The sequence below is a fragment of the Nocardia sp. NPDC024068 genome (genome assembly GCF_040638875.1).
Taxonomy (GTDB): domain Bacteria; phylum Actinomycetota; class Actinomycetes; order Mycobacteriales; family Mycobacteriaceae; genus Nocardia.
Genome location: NZ_JBEZYU010000034.1, coordinates 35851 through 54998 on the forward strand (window position 1 = coordinate 35851; position 19148 = coordinate 54998).

A 19148-nucleotide genomic window follows, 5' to 3' on the forward strand; every position below is an offset into this window, starting at 1 on the left:
TCCTGCCTGGTCGTTTACTAACCGGTGGTTATCTGCTCGGGGCAGAATTTACTTCTGAGACTAGAACAGGTTCTTGTTCATGTCGAGAACGGGTGTCTGTGCACGGCGGTTATGGGACATCTGCTGGATGTGGCGCGAATAGCTGGCGCTCGGGACGTCAGTTTTGTAACGTGTTCTAGTACAGCAGGAGGAGGAATCGCGATGGCAGTAACCCCGCCCGGGAGCGGTGCCAAGGTTCGGGAGCTCGACGTCGGTTCGACTCCCACCCGGTACGCGCGCGGATGGCATTGCCTGGGGCTGGCGCAGAATTTCCGCGACGGCAAACCGCACTCGGTGAAAGCGTTCGGAACCAAGCTCGTGGTGTGGGAGGACAGCGCAGGCGAACTGCATGTGCTCGACGCCTACTGCCGCCATATGGGCGGCGACCTCAGCATGGGTGAGGTGAAGGGCGACGATATCGCCTGCCCGTTCCACGATTGGCGCTGGGGCGCGAACGGCAAATGCACGTCCATTCCCTACGCCCGGCGGGTGCCCCCGCTGGCGCGGACGCGGCGCTGGACCACCCTCGAACGCAACGGGCAGTTCTTCGTCTGGCACGACCACGAGGGCAACCAGCCGCCGCCCGAGGTCACCATTCCGCATATCGAGGGCCCCTACACCGATGCCGACGGCAACCCGGTGGAGGAGCTGGACAGCGGCTGGACCGAGTGGACCTGGAACAATCTGCTGATCGAGGGCGCGAACTGCCGCGAGATCATCGACAACGTCGTGGATATGGCGCATTTCTTCTATATCCACTTCGCGTTCCCCACCTACTTCAAGAACGTTTTCGAGGGTCATGTGGCCACTCAGTTCCTGGAGACCAAGGGCCGCCCGGATGTCGGTGCGGGGGCGAAATACGCCGGTGAGCAGCTGCTGAAGTCGGAGGCCTCGTACTTCGGCCCGTCCTACATGATCAACCCGCTGATCAACAGCTACGGCGGCTACGAGATCAAGGTCCAGCTGATCAACTGCCACTACCCGGTGACGCAGGATTCGTTCATGCTGCAGTGGGGCCTGACCGTCGAGAAGCCCAAGGGCCTCGACGACGAAACCGCGCAGAACCTGGCCCGGACCATGGCCGATTTCTTCGGCGACGGGTTCCTGCAGGACGTCGAGATCTGGAAGCACAAGTCCAAGGTCGAGAACCCGCTCCTGTGCGAGGAGGACGGCCCCGTCTACCAGCTGCGTCGCTGGTACGACCAGTTCTACGTCGATATCGCCGACGTGACCGAGAAGATGACCCAGCGGTTCGAGTTCGAGGTCGATACCGCGAAGGCGAACGAGGCGTGGGAAGCCGAGGTCGAAGACAACCTGCGGCGCAAGCGCGAAGAAGAGGCACAGGCCGACCAGGCGGAGGCGGGAGTCTGACATGACCAGCTGGGCGAAAGCACCCGACTTCGCCGACCAGCCCGCACGGCGGGACGCGGTGCGGGCCCAGACGGTCGTGGACCAGGAACGGTATCTGGAGGACGGCCTGACACCGCTGCGGTGTCAGGCCTGCCATACCGAGGTCCGGGTTCGTAAGAGCAGCTCCCGGCAGACCTCGGTGCAATGGTCGGAGAACCCGGCCACCCACTGCCCGGTTTTCGCCGAACTCAGCGAGAAGGGGTACGGGCCGGGCCGGCCGGATACCTGCGATCGGCTCCAGAAAACCATCAAATGGGCCGTCGACGAAGGTGTTCTCGAGGTTCCCGAGTAGCCGATCGAACTCGCGGGCCGTCCGTCTATCGCGGCAGGACGCCTCGGTGGGCTAACCTCTTAGCTAAGGAGGTAGTCATGGTCGGCAACGCGGCGGAGCAGTTCAATATTCACGAGGCGAAGACGAATTTGTCACGCATCGTGGAACGGGTAGAGCGCGGCGAGGAGATCGTGATCAGCCGTGCCGGGCATCCCGTGGCCAAGGTCGTGCCGCTGGTTCGGCGAGCCGACCGAACGGGTCGTGGATCGTTACGTGGAGCGCTCACGCTCGGAGCGGGCTGGGACTCCGATGAGACGAATGAGGCGATAGCCGACGAATTCGGTATCCCGCGATGAGTTTGCTTCTGGATACCCATGTGGTGCTGTGGTGGCTCACGGACGATCCGACGCTCGCCGACGACGTCAAGGACCGGCTCGATCGCGACCCGGATGTGTTCGTGAGCGCTGTTTCGGTCTGGGAAGTGGCGATCAAGCAGGCGGGTGGCAAATTGGATGGGCCTGCCGACCTTCCGGAGCGGGTGCGCGACAGTGGTTTCACCGTGTTGCCGATCAACGCGGAGCATTCCATCGTGGCCGGTCGCCTGCCGCTGATTCACCGTGACCCCTTCGATCGAATGCTGTTGGCGCAGACGAGTTCGGAAGGTCTGGTGCTGGCCACCCGCGACCCCTGGTGCCAGAAATACGAGGTTCGCACACTGGCGGTCTGAGGGACTGGGCGGCGCGGCGCAGAAGACGACGCTCATTACCAGTTGCGCAGACCGCGGCCGCTTCCAGATCTCCTGGAAGCGGCCGCGGTCTTACCGCTGGTCGGGTATCGCGCGGCCCGGTCTTGCGGGAGTTCAGCGCCGGGAGCCGCGCTCGCGGTACATCCGCCGCTGCTCCTTGGCGATTCCCCGCCACACCTGATTGCGCTCGGCCTGGAGCCGTTTGTCCGTCCGCGCCTCCATCCAGGCGTTCTCCTTGTCCAGCTTGCGATAGCTGCGCAGCCGCCGTTCGGGTACTTCCCCGGATTCGACGGCGGCGCGAACCGCGCAACCCGGTTCGGCGTCATGGGCGCAGTCGGCGAATCGGCATTCCGCGGCCAGTTCTTCGATATCGCTGAAGGTCCGGCTGATGCCCTCGGCCGCGTCCCACAGTCCGACACCCCGCAGGCCAGGGGTATCGATGAGGGTGCCGCCGGTGGGCAGCGGCCGCAGTTCGCGGTGCACCGTGGTGTGCCGGCCCTTCTTATCGGTCGCGCGCACAGTGTCGGTGGCGAAGACGTCCGCGCCGAGCAGGGCGTTGGCCAGAGTGGATTTACCCGCGCCGGACGGCCCGAGCAGCGCGACCGTGCCGTCGAGCACCGCTGCCAGCACCTCGAGGCCGAGTTCGGCGGTCGCGCTGACCGCCAGCACCGCGGCGCCCGGGGCCACGGCCCGGACCTCGTCGAGCGGCAGGTGCTCGGTGGTATCCGCCTTGGTGAGCACGACCACGGGCTGGGCGCCGCTCTCCCAGACCAGGGCGAGCAGGCGTTCGATCCGCCCGAGATCCACATCGCCGTCGGCGGGCGCGCAGATCAGAGCGGTATCGACATTGGCGGCCAGCACCTGGCCTTCCGACCGCCCGGACGCGGTGGACCGGGTGATGGCGGTGCGGCGTGGCAGCAGGGCACGGACGTGTGAGCGAGCGTCCAGGCTCACCCAGTCGCCGGTGCACAAACCGCTCACCGCCGAATCCGCGCGCGGGCAGGTGGCCCGGGTATGACCGGTGGGTGTCACCACATCGCATTCGCCGCGATCCATCCGGAGGATGCGCGCGGGTACACAATCGGGGTCGAGCAAGGGGAGATACTGCGCGGCTACGGCTGCTGTCCAGCCGAAAGGGACGAGTCGGTCGAAGTCGACCATGAGGGAGGAAATCCTTCGTCGGGCGCCGAGCCCGACGGGCTCAGCGAGTGGAGTTCGAGAGGGAGAACGATGCGGCGGTACGAACCGGTGCGGTTCGCCGCGCCACGGCAATCCGGGCGGTCGTCACGTTCTCCACCTCCTTCACGACTCGCTGTTGCCGACACTTTGGCACGCCGCCGGGTAACACGCAATCCATTTTCCGGTGGCAGGCGGGCCGGCCGGGCAGACCCGAGTGGGCCGGGCAGGCGGGCGCTGGTGGCGTAGTCGTCGGCGGCGCGGTCGGGCGTGACGACCTTCGTTTCGCTTTTGTGGATCGGGCGGTTCTCGGCGAGCGCTCGTTCGGAGTCCGCTGAACGAGACCCTCACTGGAACGTGTTCCAGTAGCATCCCGCCATGGGTTTCCTCTCGTCGGCCGGCCGGGCGCTGCCGGTGCTCGCGGCCGTACTCGTGCTCAACGCGGTTCCCTCCGGGGCCGAATCCGGCTGGGGCCCGGTGGGTCCGGCGAATCCCCATCTCGGCCCCCTCGGTTCCGCGACCATGCACGGTGATGCCGGCTCCTCGGATGTGACGCCGCTGGCCGGGCCGGGCACCGGCTGGGTGACCCCGTCGGGAGACCCGCTGGCCGCGGCCTGCCCCACCATCCTGCAGGGGTCGGACGGGATGGTCGTCGCGTTGTGTACGGCGATTGTCGATCGCGCGCCCACGGTGTATCTGTTCGATCCCGCGAAAGGTCCGCTCGGACCTCCCGCGGCGAAAATGGCACTCACCAAAGGCAGTCTGCTGGGCGGTGTGTACGCGTATCTCGACAACGAGAACCGGCTGGTGGTGGTCGACGGGGAGCGGCGGTTGCTGCGGATCGGGCATACCGCGGACCACGACGGGGCCTGGAATCTGATCGTCGACGAGTCCACCGACCTGACCGGTGCGATACCCGCCGGGGACGCCGTGACGGGCCTGGTCCCCGATTGGGCCGGCAACGTCTGGTTCGCCACCGGCGCGGGACTGGTCGGCACGGTCGCACCCACCGGAACCGTGGCCACCCACCGACTCCCGGCCGGTGAGCGGGTGTCGAACAGTATTTCGTCCGCACCAAACGGTGTCGCGGTGGCGACGACCCACGCGCTGTACGAACTGCGAGCCGATGCCTCCGGTGCACCGCAGGTCAGCTGGCGCGCACCCTATGATCGCGGCCCGGCACGCAAACCGGGACAACTGAGCTGGGGTACCGGCTCCACCCCGACCTATTTCGGCCCCGGCGACGGCACCGAATACCTGACCATCGTCGACAACGCCGCCGACCAGGTGCACCTGCTGGTCTACCGCTCCGGCACCGGTGAATTGGTCTGCAACCAGCCGGTACTCACCCAAGGCGGGCCCGGCAGTGAGAACTCACCCATCGGCATCGGCCGCTCGGTCTTCGTGGCGGGCACCTACGGCTACCCGTACCCCACCGTCCCCGACGACGCGGGCCCCGCCCAACCCGCCGCCGCCCCCTTCACCGGCGGTATGACCCGCGTGGATATCGACGACCAGGGGTGCCATACGGTCTGGGACAACAAGGTACGCAGCGCCGCGGTCCCCAAACTGTCGGTCGCCGACGGCACCATCTACACCATCATCCGGCTCGGCCTCGGCCTGACCACGCCGCTCGACGGCTACGCCTACGGGGTGATCGACGCCGCCACCGGCGAGGTCGAGGCGAAGCGCCCGATGTCGGCGACAATCGTCGCCGACACCCTCCAGATGGCCGGCCTCACCACCGCGAACGGCGAACTCTGGCAGGGCACGATCACCGGCATCATGCGCATCCGCTGAGCGAGACGGCTGCGGTTCCATCGAGTGGTACAGCAGGGGCTCTCGTCATTTCCGGGGCCATGCCAACCCGACCGTGAGGCATATCAGCCCGATGGCCAGCGCAACGAGTGCAGGATTCCAGACCATCACATCCCGCCCCTCGCGTCCGGTACCGGCCACCGATAGCCGAGTGGATACATACGCATCGGCGTGATGAGAACAGCCAGGTCGGTGATGAGGCTGCGAATCGGCTCGGCATGCTCGAACCCCGGTACAACGACCGCCTCGGCGTCGTGCTCATAGAGGTGTTGTGCCACGACGAGTCCTGAGATCAACGGACCGGTGTCCGTGACGATGGTGTAGGTAAGTCGGTACCCGCGTCTTTCGGCCAAGGCCGATAGATCGAATCCGCCGACGCGCAATTCTCTGCGTACGTAGCCGATCGACCTCGGTCGTAAGCCCATGTCGTCTCCCGTTTACGCTCCGTCGTTGGCTTTGGCAAGCTCCCGCCGTCGAGGAAACGAGTTCTGCCCGACGGCGGGGCCGTAACCGAGCATTTCTGGGAGCCGGGTATCGGCTCGTCGCCGCCGGTGTTTCTTCCTGAGCGCGCTGGTATCTTCTAGGTCTCTTCTGTGGTGGTGGCCGCGCGATCCTGGAGACATGACATGGGGACTGTTCTGAAAGCGTTGCTGCAACAGCGCCATATCCAAACCCTGTCCGCGTTCAATCGGGAGTACGACCGGCACGCGGTGAAGGTCGACGCCGGCCTGGTCGGATGTGGTCCGAAGAAGGCTCAGTTCTACCGTTGGCTATCCGGGGAGATTTCGGGATTGCCGTATCCGCATCACTGCCGCGTCCTGCAATCGATGTTCCCGGGTAGGTCGGTCGACGAGCTGTTCAGATCGCATGATTCTGCGACCGAGAGCAGTTCGACCACACGACAACGAATCACCGATGCTCCGTTTTCGCACACGCTTCTGCCTCGCACTGCCGATGTCGAAGCCGTCTTCCCGAGTCGGAACGCCTTCGCCTGCGCGATGCCGCCGCAGCAGTTATTCAGGGGTGCCGCGACCATCGATATCGTCGGCATATCCCTGAACATGCTGTGTCAGCAGTACTCCGATCGTGAGATACACCAACTGCTCGAGACAGGAACGAAGATGAGATGTCTGTTTCTGGATCCTGATGGTGAGGAGATAACACGGCGTGAATCGGAAGAGGAGCAGACACCCGGGGCGCTGTCCGGATTGACCGCGTTGAACATTGCAGTGCTGCATCGGATCCACGCTAGGTCGAGCGAGGCGAATGCCGGTTCTCTCCGAGTCCGGACATACGATCGAACTGCCAGATTCAACATCGTCATTGTCGACTCTTCGCTCTGTGTGGTGCAGCCCTACCTGCCGATGGCGCGTGGACTCGAATCGCCGACCTTCGCCGTGCGAAAGTCCGAAGGTGCGGGCATCTTCGATACCTTCGCCGGAGTCTTCGACGATCTATGGGAGCACGGAAAGGATGTGTGGCATGACCGATCTCGCTGACCTGCTGGCCATTGCCCGCGCGGCCGTCGCAGAAGGAGCGGATCTGCTGTCGAATGCCGCTCCTGGTTCGATCGACGCCAAGGCGGATCGTGATTTCGTCACCGAGTTGGATGTGGAGATTCAGCGGAAAGTGCAGCGGTACCTGCACGCAGCTACCCCGGACATCGGTTTTCTCGGTGAGGAGTCGGATATCGGCCGGCCCGTAGATCCGGGAGACGGACAGGTATGGATCCTCGATCCCATCGACGGGACCTCGAATTTCATCCACGGCCTACCGCTTTGCGCTGTTTCACTGGCGCTGGCCTGCGATGGGCGGCCGAGGGTCGGGGTGATCTGTGCGCCCTTTCTCGGGGTCGAGTTCTACGCCGCTGAAGGGCTGGGCGCCTACGCCGGAGGCAAGCGCCTCACCACAGGGAACGCGCAACAGCTCCGCGAAGCCATTGTCTCGATCGGTGATTACGCTGTCGGATCCGAGGCGGAGGCCGCGAACCACGACCGGCTCGCCTTGACCCAGAGTCTCGCGGCGGTGGCCGAACGTGTTCGGATGTTCGGTTCCGCCGCTCTGGATCTGGCGTGGGTGGCCGAAGGGCGCATCGACGGCTGCGTAATCTTGTCGAACAAGCCGTGGGATATGGCAGCCGGTGTGGTGATCGCACGTGAGAGCGGCGCGATGGTTACCGACTCCGACGGCACGGACCACAGTATTCGCGCGCGCCACACCGTTGCCGCCAATCCGGCGATCTCCGGGGAGCTGATTCGGCTGGTAGCCGAATCGTCTGCTCGGAATGCTCGAGTCCGGCGGGCGTGATGATTTTGGCCAAGCGGGCCTCGGAACGTGTCGGTTTTGCTCATTTGCCGGACCAGGGGTCGGACACTGCTTCGGGCTCCTCGAAGTAGTGCAGATCCGTGGCGTCGACCGTCACTGACGGGTCCGCGTACGCCTCGGCGGTGCTTTTCCACGCCTCGAGCGTGAGCGTCAAACGGTCGAAGCGGCCCACCGAGAAGCATGCCCTTGCAATACGGAGGAATTCGGAAACGAAATCCGGTCTGACATGCGCGGGAAGAAGGTCTGCCCAGGGGAATGTGATGGACAGCAGCGAGCCGATCCGCTCCAGCATCTCATCGTCGATCGAGAGGGCGAGCAGTTGAGTCAGCGCCTCGAGAGTCCGGGTTTCGGCTTCGGATTCGGCGGCGTTCGACAGGCGCAACGCGGGAGCGGACCGGCGAGTGAGTACTACGTCGCCGGTTTCCTCCATGGCGTCGATGATGCTGTTCGGGTCGCGTAGGAAGGCCGACAGAGTTGCGGTCGTACTCATGGCCGGACGATATCAGCACTAGTTCTGATATCGCCGGGTCGGTGATCCGTTCGCCGACCGGCGATCAGTGTGCGGCGAGGGGGCGCTTCGGGGTGCCGAAGAGTTGTGCGTCGCCGTGGGCGCGTTTGAAGTAGAGGTGGGCGTCGTGCTCCCAGGTGATGGCGATACCGCCGTGCATCTGGATGGTTTCGGAGGCGATCGTGGTGAACGCTTCCGAGCACTGGTTGCGGGCCACCCAGACGTCCTCGGCGGCGGCCGGGCTGTTCTCGGCGAGGGCGATGGCGGCGGTCAGGGCCGTCGATTTCGCGGATTCGGCGAGGACGTACATATCGGCCATGCGGTGTTTGAGAGCCTGGAAGCTGCCGATCGCCCGGCCGAACTGGACCCGCGATTTGGTGTATTCGACGGTGGCCTCGAGGCAGTATTCGGCCGCCCCGACCTGTTCCGCGGCGACCGCCGCCCAGGCGATCCGGCGCAGCTGTTCGACAACCGGGCCCGGGTCGGCGGCGCCGAGCCGGCGGGCGGGGGTGACGGCGAAGGTGACCTCGGACAGGGCGCGCGAGGGATCCATGGCCGCCACCTTCCGGCGTTCGACCCCGGTCGCGGCCGGATCCACTTCGAACAGCCCGGATTCGGTGACCACGATCAAGGTGTCGGCGATCGTGCCGTCCAGGACGTAGTGCGCGACCCCGTCGAGGGTGTCGCCGTCGGCGCGAACACCGAACTCGTCCCAGCCGCGGGCCGACGCCCAGCAGACGGCGAGGGTGGCGCTGCCTTCGGCGATCCCGGGCAGCAGCCGTTCACAGGCGTCGGTATCACCCGACAGCAGCACCGCCTGCGCGCCCAGCACCGCCGAACCCAGCATCGGCACATCGGCCAGCGTCCGGCCGAGTTCCCCGACAACCAGCAGAGCCTCGGCCAGACCCGCCCCGAACCCGCCGAACTCCTCGGGTATCGCCAGCGCGGCCACTCCCACCTGCTCACACAGCTGCGCCCACAGCCGCGGGTCGTAGCCGAGGTCGGTGTCGATGGCCTTGCGGATACCCGCCCGCGCATCCCGTTTGGCGAGCAGTCCCCGGACCGCCGACACCAGCTCCTGCTGTTCCTCGCTGATCATCTCTTCTCCCGTAGGTCTGGCGGACGGATCCGGGGGCAGCGCATCCGTCCGGTACTCGCCGCTGCCTGCTGGTGGTTGCTAGGTGAGCGCGCCGGACGGATCCGTGGCGGTCCCGGCGCGCAGCGCCTCGGCTACCCGGCCACGATGCAGGTCGGGGGTGCCCCAGGCGCTGCGCAGGGCGGTGACCCTGGTGAGCCACAGCGACAGGTCGTATTCGGACGTGTAACCGATCGCGCCGTGCACCTGCAGGGCGGTGCGGGCGGCCCGATAGGCGGCGTCGGCGCAGGCCACGGCCGCGGCGGATACATCGCGGGTGCGGTTGGCGGAGCCGGTGGTCAGCGCGGCCCGGTGCAGCAGCGGTTCGGCCAGGTCCAGGCCGATGAACACATCCGCCAGTTTCTGTTTGATCGCCTGGAACTCACCGATCGGGCGCCCGAACTGTTTGCGCTGCTTCACATAGTCGGTCGACGCGTCGAGTAGCGCTTTACCCGCGCCCAGCAGCTGTGCCGAATTCGCCAGGACGGCGGCGTCGAATCCGGCCGCGATCGCCGCGGCGACGTGCGGCCCCGCGGCGACGGTCTCGTCCGCCTCGATCACGAACAGCCGGCGGGCCGGGTCCACCGAGCGGACCGGTTCGCCGACCCGGCCGGTGCTCACGCGGTCGCCGTCGGCCAGCAGGACGAGATCGACGCGGTCGGCGTCCACGGCGAGCGCCCGCCCGCCGCGACCGGCGACGGCGAGGGTCGCCGTGAGCGTGCCCTCCGAGATCCCCGGCAGCCAGCGCCGGGCGGGTTCCGGATCGGTACCGGCCAGCGCCTGGAGCAGGGCGGGAATGGCGGCCGCCGATTCGACCAGCGGGCCCGGCGCCGCGGCGCGGCCGATCTCGACGAAAGCCACCACCTGGTCGAGCGGTTCGGCCCCGAGGCCGCCGTACTCCTCGTCGACGGTCAGGCCGAACGCGCCGGCGGCGGCGAGCTGCTCGATCAGCGCGCGGCCGGGCGCCGGATCGTCACCGCTCCACGCGCGGACCGCGGCGGGCGTCTGCCCGGACTCGAACAGTTTGCGGATGCTGGCGCCGAAGTCCTGGTGCTCCGGGCTGAGCGCGAATTTCATCGGCCGCCTCCCCTGGGTAGGCCGAGGAGCCGCTCGGCGATGATGTTGCGTTGGATTTCGTTGGTACCGGCGTAGATCGGGCCGGACAGTGAGAACAGGTAGCCGTCGGTCCAGCGGCTTTCCTGTTCGGCCTCGGCGCCGAGCAGATCGAGCGCGGTCTCGTGCATGGCGATATCGAGTTCGGACCAGTACACCTTGGTGATCGACGATTCGGCGCCGAGTTTGCCGCCCTCGTTCAACCGGGTGACCGTCCCGAATGTGTGCAGCCGGTAGGCCTCGCTGCCGATCCAGGCGTCCACCACCGCATCGCGGGCCGCGGTTCCGGTGTCCTCGCCCGCGGTCCACAGGTCGATCAGCCGTTGCGCGGTCGCGCTGAACCGGCCCGGGCTGCGCAGTGACAGGCCGCGCTCGTTACTGGAGGTGCTCATGGCCACCCGCCAGCCCTCGTTCGGCGCACCGATCACATCGCTGTCGGGTACGAACACGTCGTCGAGGAAGATCTCCGCGAAGCCCGGTTCGCCGTCCAGTTGCGGGATCGGGCGTACGGTCACACCGTCGGCGTTCAGCGGGAACATCAGGTAGGTGAGCCCGCGATGCCGTTCGGCCTCCGGGTCGCTGCGGAACAGGCCGAAGGCCCAGTCCGCGAACGCCGCCCGCGAACTCCAGGTCTTCTGCCCGCTCAGCACCCAGCCGCCGTCGGCGCGGCGCGCGGTCGAGCGGATACCGGCGAGGTCGCTGCCGGCTTCCGGTTCCGACCAGGCCTGCGCCCAGATATCGTCGGCGCGGGCCATCCGCGGCATGATCCGTGCCAGTTGTTCGGGCGTACCGTGCTCGAACAGGGTCGGAGCGAGCAGGAAGATGCCGTTCTGACTGACCCGCCCGGGCGCGCCCGCCGCGTAGTACTCCTGTTCGAACAGCACCCATTCCAGCAGTGAGGCTTCGCGGCCGCCGTACTCCCGGTCCCAGGAAACGACCGAGAGCCGCGCGTCGGCGAGGGTGCGTTCCCAGGCCCGATGGGCCTCGAACCCCTCCGCCGTATCCATCGAGGGCAGCGGTTCGGCGGGTACGTTCGAGGCCAGGAATTCGCGGACTTCCCGCTGGAATTCCCGGGTGCTGTCGTCGAGATCGAGATCCATTCAGGCTTTCCCGTCGTTCTTGTCGGCCGAACTCGCGCTCGCCTTCATCGATTTGGCGTTCATCCCGCCCAGGGAATCCGCGCCCACCTCGGCATTGTGGGCGTGCGCGAAATGGTGCAGGCCGAACACCGAATCCATACCGGTGCGCATCCCCATGAGGTCCTCGGCCTGGTTGACCGCCTTCTTCGTCAGCGCCAGCCCGAATTGCGGCATGGCGGCGATCTTCTCCGCCACCGCCATGGTCTCGGTTTCCAGTTCGGCGCGCGGGACGACCCGGTTGACCATGCCCCATTCCTTGGCCTGTGCCGCGCCGAAACGGTCACCGGTGAAAAGGAATTCCTTCGCGGCGCGCGGGCCCATCACCCACGGGTGCGCGAAATATTCGACACCCGGAATGCCCATGCGGACCACCGGGTCGGAGAAGAACGCGTCATCGGAGGCGATGATCATGTCGCAGACCCAGGCCAGCATGAGCCCGCCCGCGATACAGGCGCCCTGCACCATGGCGATGGTCGGTTTGGGAATCTCCCGCCAGCGGCGGCACATCCCGAGGTAGACCTCGGTCTCGCGGGCGAAGCGCTGGTCACCGCCGGGACGGTCCACGTGGTCCCACCACAGCGCGGCCTTGTTCTGGTACTTCACGTGATGGTCGCGGCCCGGGGTGCCCAGATCGTGCCCGGCGCTGAAATGCTTACCGTTGCCCGCCAGCACGATGACCTTGACCTCGGGATCCTCGACCGCCCGCTCGAACGCGGCGTCGATGGCGTAGGTCATCACGGAGTTCTGCGCGTTGCGGTAGTCGGGCCGGTTCAGGGTGACCACGGCGACGGCGCCCCGGCGCTCGTAGGTCACCACATCCGGTTCGTAGGGGATGCTCCCGCCGGCGCTGTCGGCCCCGTTCTCGGTCATTGCGAATTCTCCTCACGTAGCTGACGTTTGAGCACCTTGCCGCCGGCGTTGTAGGGCAGCTGGTCGCGGAACTCGACGAAACGCGGCACCTTGAAATTCGCCAGCACCTTGGTGGCGTACGAGAACACCTGGTCCTCGGTGAGCGCCGCGCCCGGTTTGCGCACGATGTAGGCCTTGCCGACCTCGCCCATCCGGTCGTCGGGTACCCCGATCACCGCGGAGGAGGCGACGCCGTCCAACCGGGCCAGTGCCTGTTCGATCTCGGCGGGGTAGACGTTGAAACCACCGCTGACGTACATATCCTTCAGCCGGTCGGTGATCTTCAGGTATCCGTTGTCGTCGATCTCGCCGATATCGCCGGTGTGCAGCCATCCGTCCGGGTCGATGGTTTTCGCGGTGCTCTCCGGATCGTCCAGATATCCGAGCATCACGTTCGGTCCGCGCAGTAGCACTTCACCGGCATCGCTGAGCTTCAGTTCGAATCCGGCCATCGGGCGGCCGCTGGAGGCCGAGATCGTCTCGGCGGGGTCGTCGGCCCGGCACATGGTGCCGAAACCGGTGGATTCGGAGAGACCGTAGGCGGTGAGGACCACATCGAAATCCAGTTCCGAACGCATCCGTTCCACCAGCACGACCGGTACGGGCGCGGCCCCGGTGATCGCCACCCGCAGGCCGTCGAGCCGGTATTCGCCGCGGTCGGGGAAATCCAGGATCGACTGGTAGATGGTGGGCGGGCCGGGCAGGACGGTGATCTTCTCCTGGTCGATGAGCCGCATGGTGGTGGGCACGTCGAACACGATCTGCGGCACCATGGTCGCCCCGGTGAGCAGGCAGGCGATGATCCCGGCCTTGTAGCCGAAGCTGTGGAAGAACGGGTTGACGATCAGATAGTTGTCGTCGCTGTTCAGCGTCGCGCATTCGGTCCAGCCGCGGACCGCGGACAGGGTCTGCCGATGCGCGATCAGCACACCTTTGCTGCGCCCGGTGGTGCCGGAGGTGAACAGGATGTCCGACAGCGCCTCGGGATCGATCGACTCGGCCCGTTCGCGGGCCTGCTCCCGGCGGATCTCCGCACCGATCTGCAGGAAATCCGACCAGTTCGACGCATCGTCCACCGGTTCCTCGATGCCCTCCACGGGGAGGACGACGACGGTATCGATCCGCAGGCCGGGATCGGCCGCGCGCAGTTCGGCGAGGCGGTCGCGTTTGAGAAAGGTTCCCGCGATGAACAGGGCCTTCGCGTCCACCCGCCGCAGCACGTCGACCACCTCATCGGCGACGTAGCGGGTGTTGAGCGGGACCAGCGTCGCGCCCGCGTAGTGCGCGCCGAGCGCGGCGAGCACCCAGTGGTGGGTGTTGGGCGACCAGATGGCGATCCGGTCGCCGGTCCGCACACCGCGGGCGAGCAGCGCCCGTGCCACGTCCTGAACCTGTTCGAGCAGCTGGTTCCAGTCGAGCCGCACCGGGCCGTCGGCGAGCGCGGGGGCGGTGCCGTAGGTCTGTGCGGCGGCATGCAACGCCAGGGCGGTGGTGCGGTCCGTCGGCGGTGTGTGCGCAGGGGATGTCACGGGTGTCCTCGATGTCGTGCGGCCGTGGGCGGTGCGCGGTCTGCGAGTTGCGGTCTACAAAGCAAGTGCTTGGTAGGTTATCCTACCGGCGTGGGTGCTATCCAGACCTCAGAATCCGGTACCGGTCGCGACGGCGGACGGCTTTCGGCCGATCCGGCCGCCGGGGCGCGCGCTACCGCCGAACGGACCAGCGTCGCCGCCCTGAGCGACGGCGAATTCGCCGCCCAGGTCCGGGGCTGGCTCGACGAACAGCTCAGCGGCGAGTTCCGGGAGCTGCGCGGACTGGGCGGTCCCGGTCGCGAGCACGAGGCGTTCGACGAGCGCCTCGAATGGGATCGCGCCCTGGCCGCCGCGGGCTGGACCTGCCTGGGCTGGCCGGTCGAGTACGGCGGCCGCGCGGCCAGTGTCGCGCAGCAGATCATCTTCCACGAGGAGTACGCCAAGGCGAACGCGCCCGCGCGGGTCTCACACGTGGGCGAGGAACTGCTCGGCCCGACCCTGCTCGCCTTCGGCACCGATGCCCAGCGCGACCGCTTCCTGCCGGGCATCCGCACCGTCACCGAACTGTGGTGCCAGGGGTACTCCGAGCCGGGTGCGGGTTCCGACCTCGCCGCGGTCTCCACCTCGGCCCGCCTCGACGGCGATCAGTGGTCGATCAACGGGCAGAAGATCTGGACCTCGCTGGCCCATGTCGCCGACTGGTGTTTCGCGGTCTGCCGCACCGAACCCGGCTCCAAACGCCACAAAGGTCTCTCCTACCTGCTGGTGCCGATGGATCAGCCCGGTATCGAGGTGCGCCCGATCATCCAGCTCACCGGCACCTCCGAATTCAACGAGGTGTTCTTCGACAACGCCCGCACCGATGCCGATCTGGTGGTCGGCGACCCCGGCGACGGCTGGCGGGTCGCCATGGGCACCCTCAATGTCGAGCGCGGTATCTCCACCCTCGGCCAGCAGATCCGTTTCGCCCGGGAACTGGCCGCCATCGAGGAGCTGGCACGGAAATCGGGTGCCCTCGACGACCCGCTGCTGGTGGACAAGATCGACCGGGCCTGGGTGGGTCTGCGAGTGTTGCGAGCGCACGCCATGCGCACCATGGCCGAAACCGCCGACGACGGCGGTCAGGCGTCGGTGGGCAAACTGCTCTGGGCCAACTGGCATCGCGGTCTCGGTGAACTGGCCATGGCGGTGCGCGGCGCCGCCGGGCTGGTCGCCGCGGACGGAGATCTCGACGAATGGCAGCGGCTGTACCTGTTCACCCGCGCCGATACGATCTACGGAGGTTCGAACGAAGTGCAGCGCAACATCATCTCCGAGCGGGTGCTCGGACTTCCCCGCGAGGCCCGGCAGTGAGCGGCCCGCTGTCCGTCGCGCCCCAGCAGACTCCGGCACACGGGCTGCTCACCGGCCGCCGGGCCGTGGTCACCGCGGCCGCCGGGACCGGGATCGGCTCCGCCACGGCCCGCCGGCTGCTGGCCGAAGGCGCCGATGTCGTGGTGTCGGACTGGCACGAACGGCGGCTGGAGGCGACCCGGGCCGAACTGGCCGCGGAGTTCGCCGACCGCTTGGTGCACGCCATCGTCTGTGATGTCACCAGCACCGCGCAGGTCGACGAACTCGTGCGCGGTTCCGCCGCGGCGCTGGGCGGGGTCGAGATCTTCGTCAACAACGCCGGACTCGGCGGTGAGACCCCGGTGGTCGATATGACCGACGAGCAGTGGGACAAGGTTCTCGACATCACCCTCAACGGCACTTTCCGCTGCACCCGGGCCGCACTCAACTATTTCCGGGACGCCGAGCACGGCGGCGTGATCGTCAACAACGCGAGTGTGCTGGGCTGGCGGGCCCAATACGGGCAGGCCCACTATGCCGCCGCAAAGGCGGGCGTGATGGCGCTGACCAGGTGCAGCGCGGTCGAGGCGGCCGAACTCGGGGTCCGGATCAACGCGGTTTCGCCGAGCATCGCCCGGCATGCGTTCCTCGACAAGACCAGCTCGTCGGAATTGCTCGACGCGCTCTCCGAGCGGGAGGCGTTCGGCCGCGCGGCCGAACCGTGGGAGGTCGCGGCCACCATCGCGATGCTCGCCAGCGACTACACCACCTACCTCACCGGCGAGGTGGTCTCCATCAGCAGCCAGCGCGCCTGACCGGGCGGGCCGCCCGGTTACGGCCGGGCGGCGCCGCGCCGGTTCCTTGCACATGCCGGTGCCTGCCCCCGGATCCGCATACGGAGGATCCGTTCAGGCGCGGGTCAGCGCGAATATGCGCAGATCCCGGTGTGTTCTGGTGCGATAGGCGGCATAGGCGCCGGTGATCTCGACGAACCGCTGGAAGATCTGTTCTCCGGATTCATCCGTCACGAGCGCGGCGGTCACCGGAATGCGTTCACCCGCAACGGCGACGGTGGCGTCCGGGTTCGCGAGGAGGTTGGCCGTCCAGGCCGGATGGTGCTCCTGCCCGAAGTTGCTGCCGATGACGTAGAGGGTGGCGCCGTCGTGCACGCACAGCAGCGGCTGGGTACGCGGCTGTCCGGACCGGCGGCCAGTCGTGGTCAGCAGGATCACCGGGGCACCGATGGGTCCGAGCAGGGTGTACCTGGCATCGGTGCGTTCCAGCACCCGCCGGTCCAGCGGGGTGAGGGCGCGGATGATCCGGGATCCCACCTTCGTCGCGGCGAGTTTGTTCGCCACCCGCGCCGGCGGACTGTCCGGAGAACCCCACTGCCGCTGCGGAAAAGGCGTAGTCATGGGCGGCAATATACCGCCGGGACCGGAGCTTCCCGGTGCGTCGATCGAGAATTCGTTGTCGATATGCGGAGCGGCTTGTCAGGCGTTCCCGAGAGATTGCCCGAGTCCGGCGGAACCTGATCCGGAGGTCGAGCGTCCAACTGATCGGAAGTAGTGCGATCGCGCCGCATTCCACGTTCGGACCCGGGGGTCCGGCTCCGATAGGAGGGGGGAGCCGGAAACCCGGGCCGTTCCGCACGCGATCTCCATAGACCAAGCAAATGCTTGGTTGTATCATGGCGGGGTGACCGCACCCGACTCCACGAAATCGGCCCGGCGAACCGAACTCCTCGACCTGGCGGCCGAACTGTTCGCCGAGCGCGGCGTGCGCGCTACCACGGTGCGTGATATCGCCGACGCGGCCGGCATCCTCTCCGGCAGTCTCTACCACCACTTCTCCTCCAAAGAGGGCATGGTGGACGAAATTCTGCGCGGTTTCCTGGACGAGCTCTTCGGACGCTACCGCGAAATCGTCGAAGCCGGGCTGAACTCACGCGCCACCCTCGAAGCCCTGGTGCTGGCCTCCTACGAATCGTTCGACCGCTCCCACGCCGCCGTCGCGATCTACCAATCCGAGGCCAAACGGCTGCGGGCCGCGCAGCGCTTCGCCTATATCGACGACTACAACCGCGAATTCCGCGAACTCTGGCGCCGCGTGCTCACCAACGGCGTGGCCGACGGCAGCTTCCGCGCCGAACTCGATATCGACCTCGCCTACCGCTTTCTGCGGGACACGGTCTGGGTGGCCGTGCGCTGGTACCAGCCGGGCGGCGGATCGGTCACCGTCGACACCCTCGCCAAGCAGTACCTCACCATTGTGCTCGACGGGCTCACCGTGCCGGGCCACACCGATTAGGAGAGATTCCATGGCAACTGCTGCCCGCCGCCCCTACTCCCCGCTGCGTGAGGCCTATGTGATCGACGCGGTGCGCACTCCGGTCGGCAAGCGCAACGGCGCCCTGGCGGAAGTCCATCCGGCGGATCTCGGCGCGGCCGCGCTCCAGGGCCTGCTCGGACGCAATACCGTCGACCCGGCCCACGTCGACGACGTGATCGTCGGCTGCGTAGACAACGTCGGCCCGCAGGCCGGCAATATCGGCCGCACCATGTGGCTGGCCGCGGGCTACCCCGAAGAGGTTCCCGGGGTCACCGTCGACCGGCAGTGCGGTTCCAGTCAGCAGGCCATCAACTTCGGCGCGCAGGCGATCATGAGCGGTACCGCCGAGGTGATCGTGGCCGGCGGTGTGCAGAACATGAGCGCCATCCCGATCTCCGCGGCCATGATCGCCGGCAAGGAATACGGATTCGACTCGCCGTTCGTCGGCGCCAAGGGCTGGGATCACCGCTACGGCACCGCCGAGGTATCGCAGTTCCGCGGTGCGCAGATGATCGCCGAGAAATGGGGAATCAGCCGCGAGGAGATGGAACGCTGGGCGCTGCGCAGTCACGAACGCGCCCGCGCGGCCATCAAAGCCGGCCGGTTCGACAAGGAAATCGTGCCGGTCGGTGATTTCTGGATCGACCAGGGCCCCCGCGAAACCAGCCTGGAGAAGATGGCCTCGCTGCCCGCGCTGGAGGAGGGCAGCCCGCTGACCGCCGCGGTCGCTTCGCAGATCTCCGACGGCGCCAGCGCCACTCTGCTCGCCTCGGACTGGGCGGTGCAGGAGTACGGCCTGCGGCCGCGGGCCCGCATCATCCACGTCAGCGCGCGCGGCGCAGATCCGCTCTACATGCTCACCGCGCCGATCCCCGCGACCAAGTGGGCGCTGGAGAAGGCCGGGCTGACCATGGACGATATCGACGTGGTCGAGATCAACGAGGCCTTCGCGCCGGTGGTGCTGGCCTGGCTCAAAGAGACCGGCGCCGATCCGGAGAAGGTAAACGTGAACGGCGGCGCGATCGCGCTGGGGCATCCGCTGGGCGCGACCGGAGCGAAACTGTTCGCGACTCTGCTCAACGAGCTGGAGCGGATCAACGGGCGTTACGGGCTGCTCACCATTTGTGAGGGTGGCGGGACGGCCAACGCGACCATTATCGAACGGTTCAGCTGAAACCTTGGAGCGGTTGAGCTGAAAACATTGGAGCAGCCCCTCCGGTGGAGGTTCGGGCTGTAATTTTGGAGCGACCCCACCGCCAAGGGTTCGGCTGTGATTTTGGAGCGGCTCCGCCGCTCGAGGTTCGGCCCTCCTGAGCGTCTGCTGTCAGCCCTCGAGACTCGTGGCTTCGCCACATGCGCTTCGAGGGC

The 19148-nt window shown here is 67.0% G+C and carries 20 protein-coding genes; 11 read left to right on the top strand and 9 right to left on the bottom strand.

Features of this window, described 5'->3' with window-relative positions; all coding sequences use genetic code 11:
- The first annotated feature begins 201 nt into the window (after positions 1-201).
- From AB0F41_RS22245 to AB0F41_RS22260, 4 genes are all read left to right on the top strand, one after another.
- Positions 202-1410 carry a Rieske 2Fe-2S domain-containing protein gene (locus AB0F41_RS22245; RefSeq protein ID WP_357426709.1) on the top strand — a complete coding sequence of 403 codons (1209 nt, stop codon included), beginning with the start codon at positions 202-204 and terminating at the stop codon, positions 1408-1410.
- 1 nt (position 1411) lies between these two features.
- Positions 1412-1741 carry a hypothetical protein gene (locus AB0F41_RS22250; protein ID WP_357426711.1) on the top strand — a complete coding sequence of 110 codons (330 nt, stop codon included), beginning with the start codon at positions 1412-1414 and terminating at the stop codon, positions 1739-1741.
- A gap of 77 nt (positions 1742-1818) precedes the next feature.
- Complete coding sequence (locus AB0F41_RS22255) at positions 1819-2076, top strand: type II toxin-antitoxin system prevent-host-death family antitoxin (RefSeq protein WP_357426713.1); 258 nt, start codon at positions 1819-1821, stop codon at positions 2074-2076.
- A complete protein-coding gene (locus tag AB0F41_RS22260; protein WP_357426715.1) occupies positions 2073-2447 on the top strand; it encodes a type II toxin-antitoxin system VapC family toxin in 375 nt (124 codons plus the stop codon). The genes AB0F41_RS22255 and AB0F41_RS22260 overlap by 4 nt, the downstream gene beginning before the upstream one ends.
- A gap of 132 nt (positions 2448-2579) precedes the next feature.
- On the opposite strand, the gene rsgA is transcribed toward AB0F41_RS22260, so the two are convergent.
- Positions 2580-3626 (bottom strand): ribosome small subunit-dependent GTPase A, encoded by a 1047-nt coding sequence (rsgA, locus tag AB0F41_RS22265; protein ID WP_357426717.1) that lies wholly within the window; start codon positions 3624-3626, stop codon positions 2580-2582.
- 393 nt (positions 3627-4019) lie between these two features.
- On the opposite strand from rsgA, the gene AB0F41_RS22270 reads away from it, so the two are divergent.
- Entirely contained in the window at positions 4020-5441 is a 1422-nt protein-coding gene (locus AB0F41_RS22270; RefSeq protein ID WP_357426719.1) for a hypothetical protein, read from the top strand.
- 125 nt (positions 5442-5566) lie between these two features.
- Here AB0F41_RS22270 and AB0F41_RS22275 read toward each other — a convergent pair whose 3' ends face one another.
- A complete protein-coding gene (locus AB0F41_RS22275; protein WP_357426721.1) occupies positions 5567-5737 on the bottom strand; it encodes a hypothetical protein in 171 nt (56 codons plus the stop codon).
- 348 nt (positions 5738-6085) lie between these two features.
- Between AB0F41_RS22275 and AB0F41_RS22280 the strand changes: the two genes are divergently transcribed.
- Both AB0F41_RS22280 and AB0F41_RS22285 read left to right on the top strand, forming a co-directional pair.
- Positions 6086-6958: a DUF5919 domain-containing protein gene (locus AB0F41_RS22280; RefSeq protein WP_357426723.1), complete on the top strand. Its 873-nt coding sequence runs from the start codon at positions 6086-6088 to the stop codon at positions 6956-6958.
- Positions 6873-7766, top strand: a complete 894-nt coding sequence (locus AB0F41_RS22285) for an inositol monophosphatase family protein (RefSeq protein WP_357426725.1) — start codon at positions 6873-6875, stop codon at positions 7764-7766. The genes AB0F41_RS22280 and AB0F41_RS22285 overlap by 86 nt, the downstream gene beginning before the upstream one ends.
- A gap of 40 nt (positions 7767-7806) precedes the next feature.
- Here the strand turns inward: AB0F41_RS22285 and AB0F41_RS22290 are convergent, their stop codons facing one another.
- From AB0F41_RS22290 to AB0F41_RS22315, 6 genes are all read right to left on the bottom strand, one after another.
- A complete protein-coding gene (locus AB0F41_RS22290; protein ID WP_357426727.1) occupies positions 7807-8274 on the bottom strand; it encodes a hypothetical protein in 468 nt (155 codons plus the stop codon).
- 64 nt (positions 8275-8338) lie between these two features.
- Positions 8339-9391, bottom strand: a complete 1053-nt coding sequence (locus tag AB0F41_RS22295) for an acyl-CoA dehydrogenase family protein (protein WP_357426729.1) — start codon at positions 9389-9391, stop codon at positions 8339-8341.
- A gap of 78 nt (positions 9392-9469) precedes the next feature.
- Complete coding sequence (locus AB0F41_RS22300; RefSeq protein WP_357426731.1) at positions 9470-10504, bottom strand: acyl-CoA dehydrogenase family protein; 1035 nt, start codon at positions 10502-10504, stop codon at positions 9470-9472.
- Positions 10501-11640: an acyl-CoA dehydrogenase family protein gene (locus tag AB0F41_RS22305; RefSeq protein WP_357426733.1), complete on the bottom strand. Its 1140-nt coding sequence runs from the start codon at positions 11638-11640 to the stop codon at positions 10501-10503. The genes AB0F41_RS22300 and AB0F41_RS22305 overlap by 4 nt, the downstream gene beginning before the upstream one ends.
- Positions 11641-12549: an enoyl-CoA hydratase gene (locus tag AB0F41_RS22310; RefSeq protein ID WP_357426735.1), complete on the bottom strand. Its 909-nt coding sequence runs from the start codon at positions 12547-12549 to the stop codon at positions 11641-11643.
- Positions 12546-14117, bottom strand: a complete 1572-nt coding sequence (locus tag AB0F41_RS22315; protein WP_357426737.1) for a FadD3 family acyl-CoA ligase — start codon at positions 14115-14117, stop codon at positions 12546-12548. Before AB0F41_RS22315 ends, AB0F41_RS22310 begins: the two co-directional genes overlap by 4 nt.
- A 201-nt stretch (positions 14118-14318) precedes the next feature.
- Here AB0F41_RS22315 and AB0F41_RS22320 point away from each other — a divergent pair, with 201 nt between their 5' ends.
- A complete protein-coding gene (locus tag AB0F41_RS22320) occupies positions 14319-15470 on the top strand; it encodes an acyl-CoA dehydrogenase family protein (RefSeq protein ID WP_357426748.1) in 1152 nt (383 codons plus the stop codon).
- Positions 15467-16264: an SDR family oxidoreductase gene (locus tag AB0F41_RS22325; protein WP_357426740.1), complete on the top strand. Its 798-nt coding sequence runs from the start codon at positions 15467-15469 to the stop codon at positions 16262-16264. The genes AB0F41_RS22320 and AB0F41_RS22325 overlap by 4 nt, the downstream gene beginning before the upstream one ends.
- A gap of 93 nt (positions 16265-16357) precedes the next feature.
- On the opposite strand, the gene AB0F41_RS22330 is transcribed toward AB0F41_RS22325, so the two are convergent.
- Entirely contained in the window at positions 16358-16864 is a 507-nt protein-coding gene (locus AB0F41_RS22330; protein WP_357426742.1) for a nitroreductase family deazaflavin-dependent oxidoreductase, read from the bottom strand.
- 283 nt (positions 16865-17147) lie between these two features.
- On the opposite strand from AB0F41_RS22330, the gene AB0F41_RS22335 reads away from it, so the two are divergent.
- Together AB0F41_RS22335 and AB0F41_RS22340 are read left to right on the top strand one after the other, a co-directional pair.
- Positions 17148-17759, top strand: a complete 612-nt coding sequence (locus AB0F41_RS22335; protein WP_357426744.1) for a TetR/AcrR family transcriptional regulator — start codon at positions 17148-17150, stop codon at positions 17757-17759.
- A 43-nt stretch (positions 17760-17802) separates the two neighbouring features.
- Entirely contained in the window at positions 17803-18954 is a 1152-nt protein-coding gene (locus AB0F41_RS22340; protein WP_357426750.1) for an acetyl-CoA C-acetyltransferase, read from the top strand.
- Positions 18955-19148 lie beyond the last annotated feature (194 nt).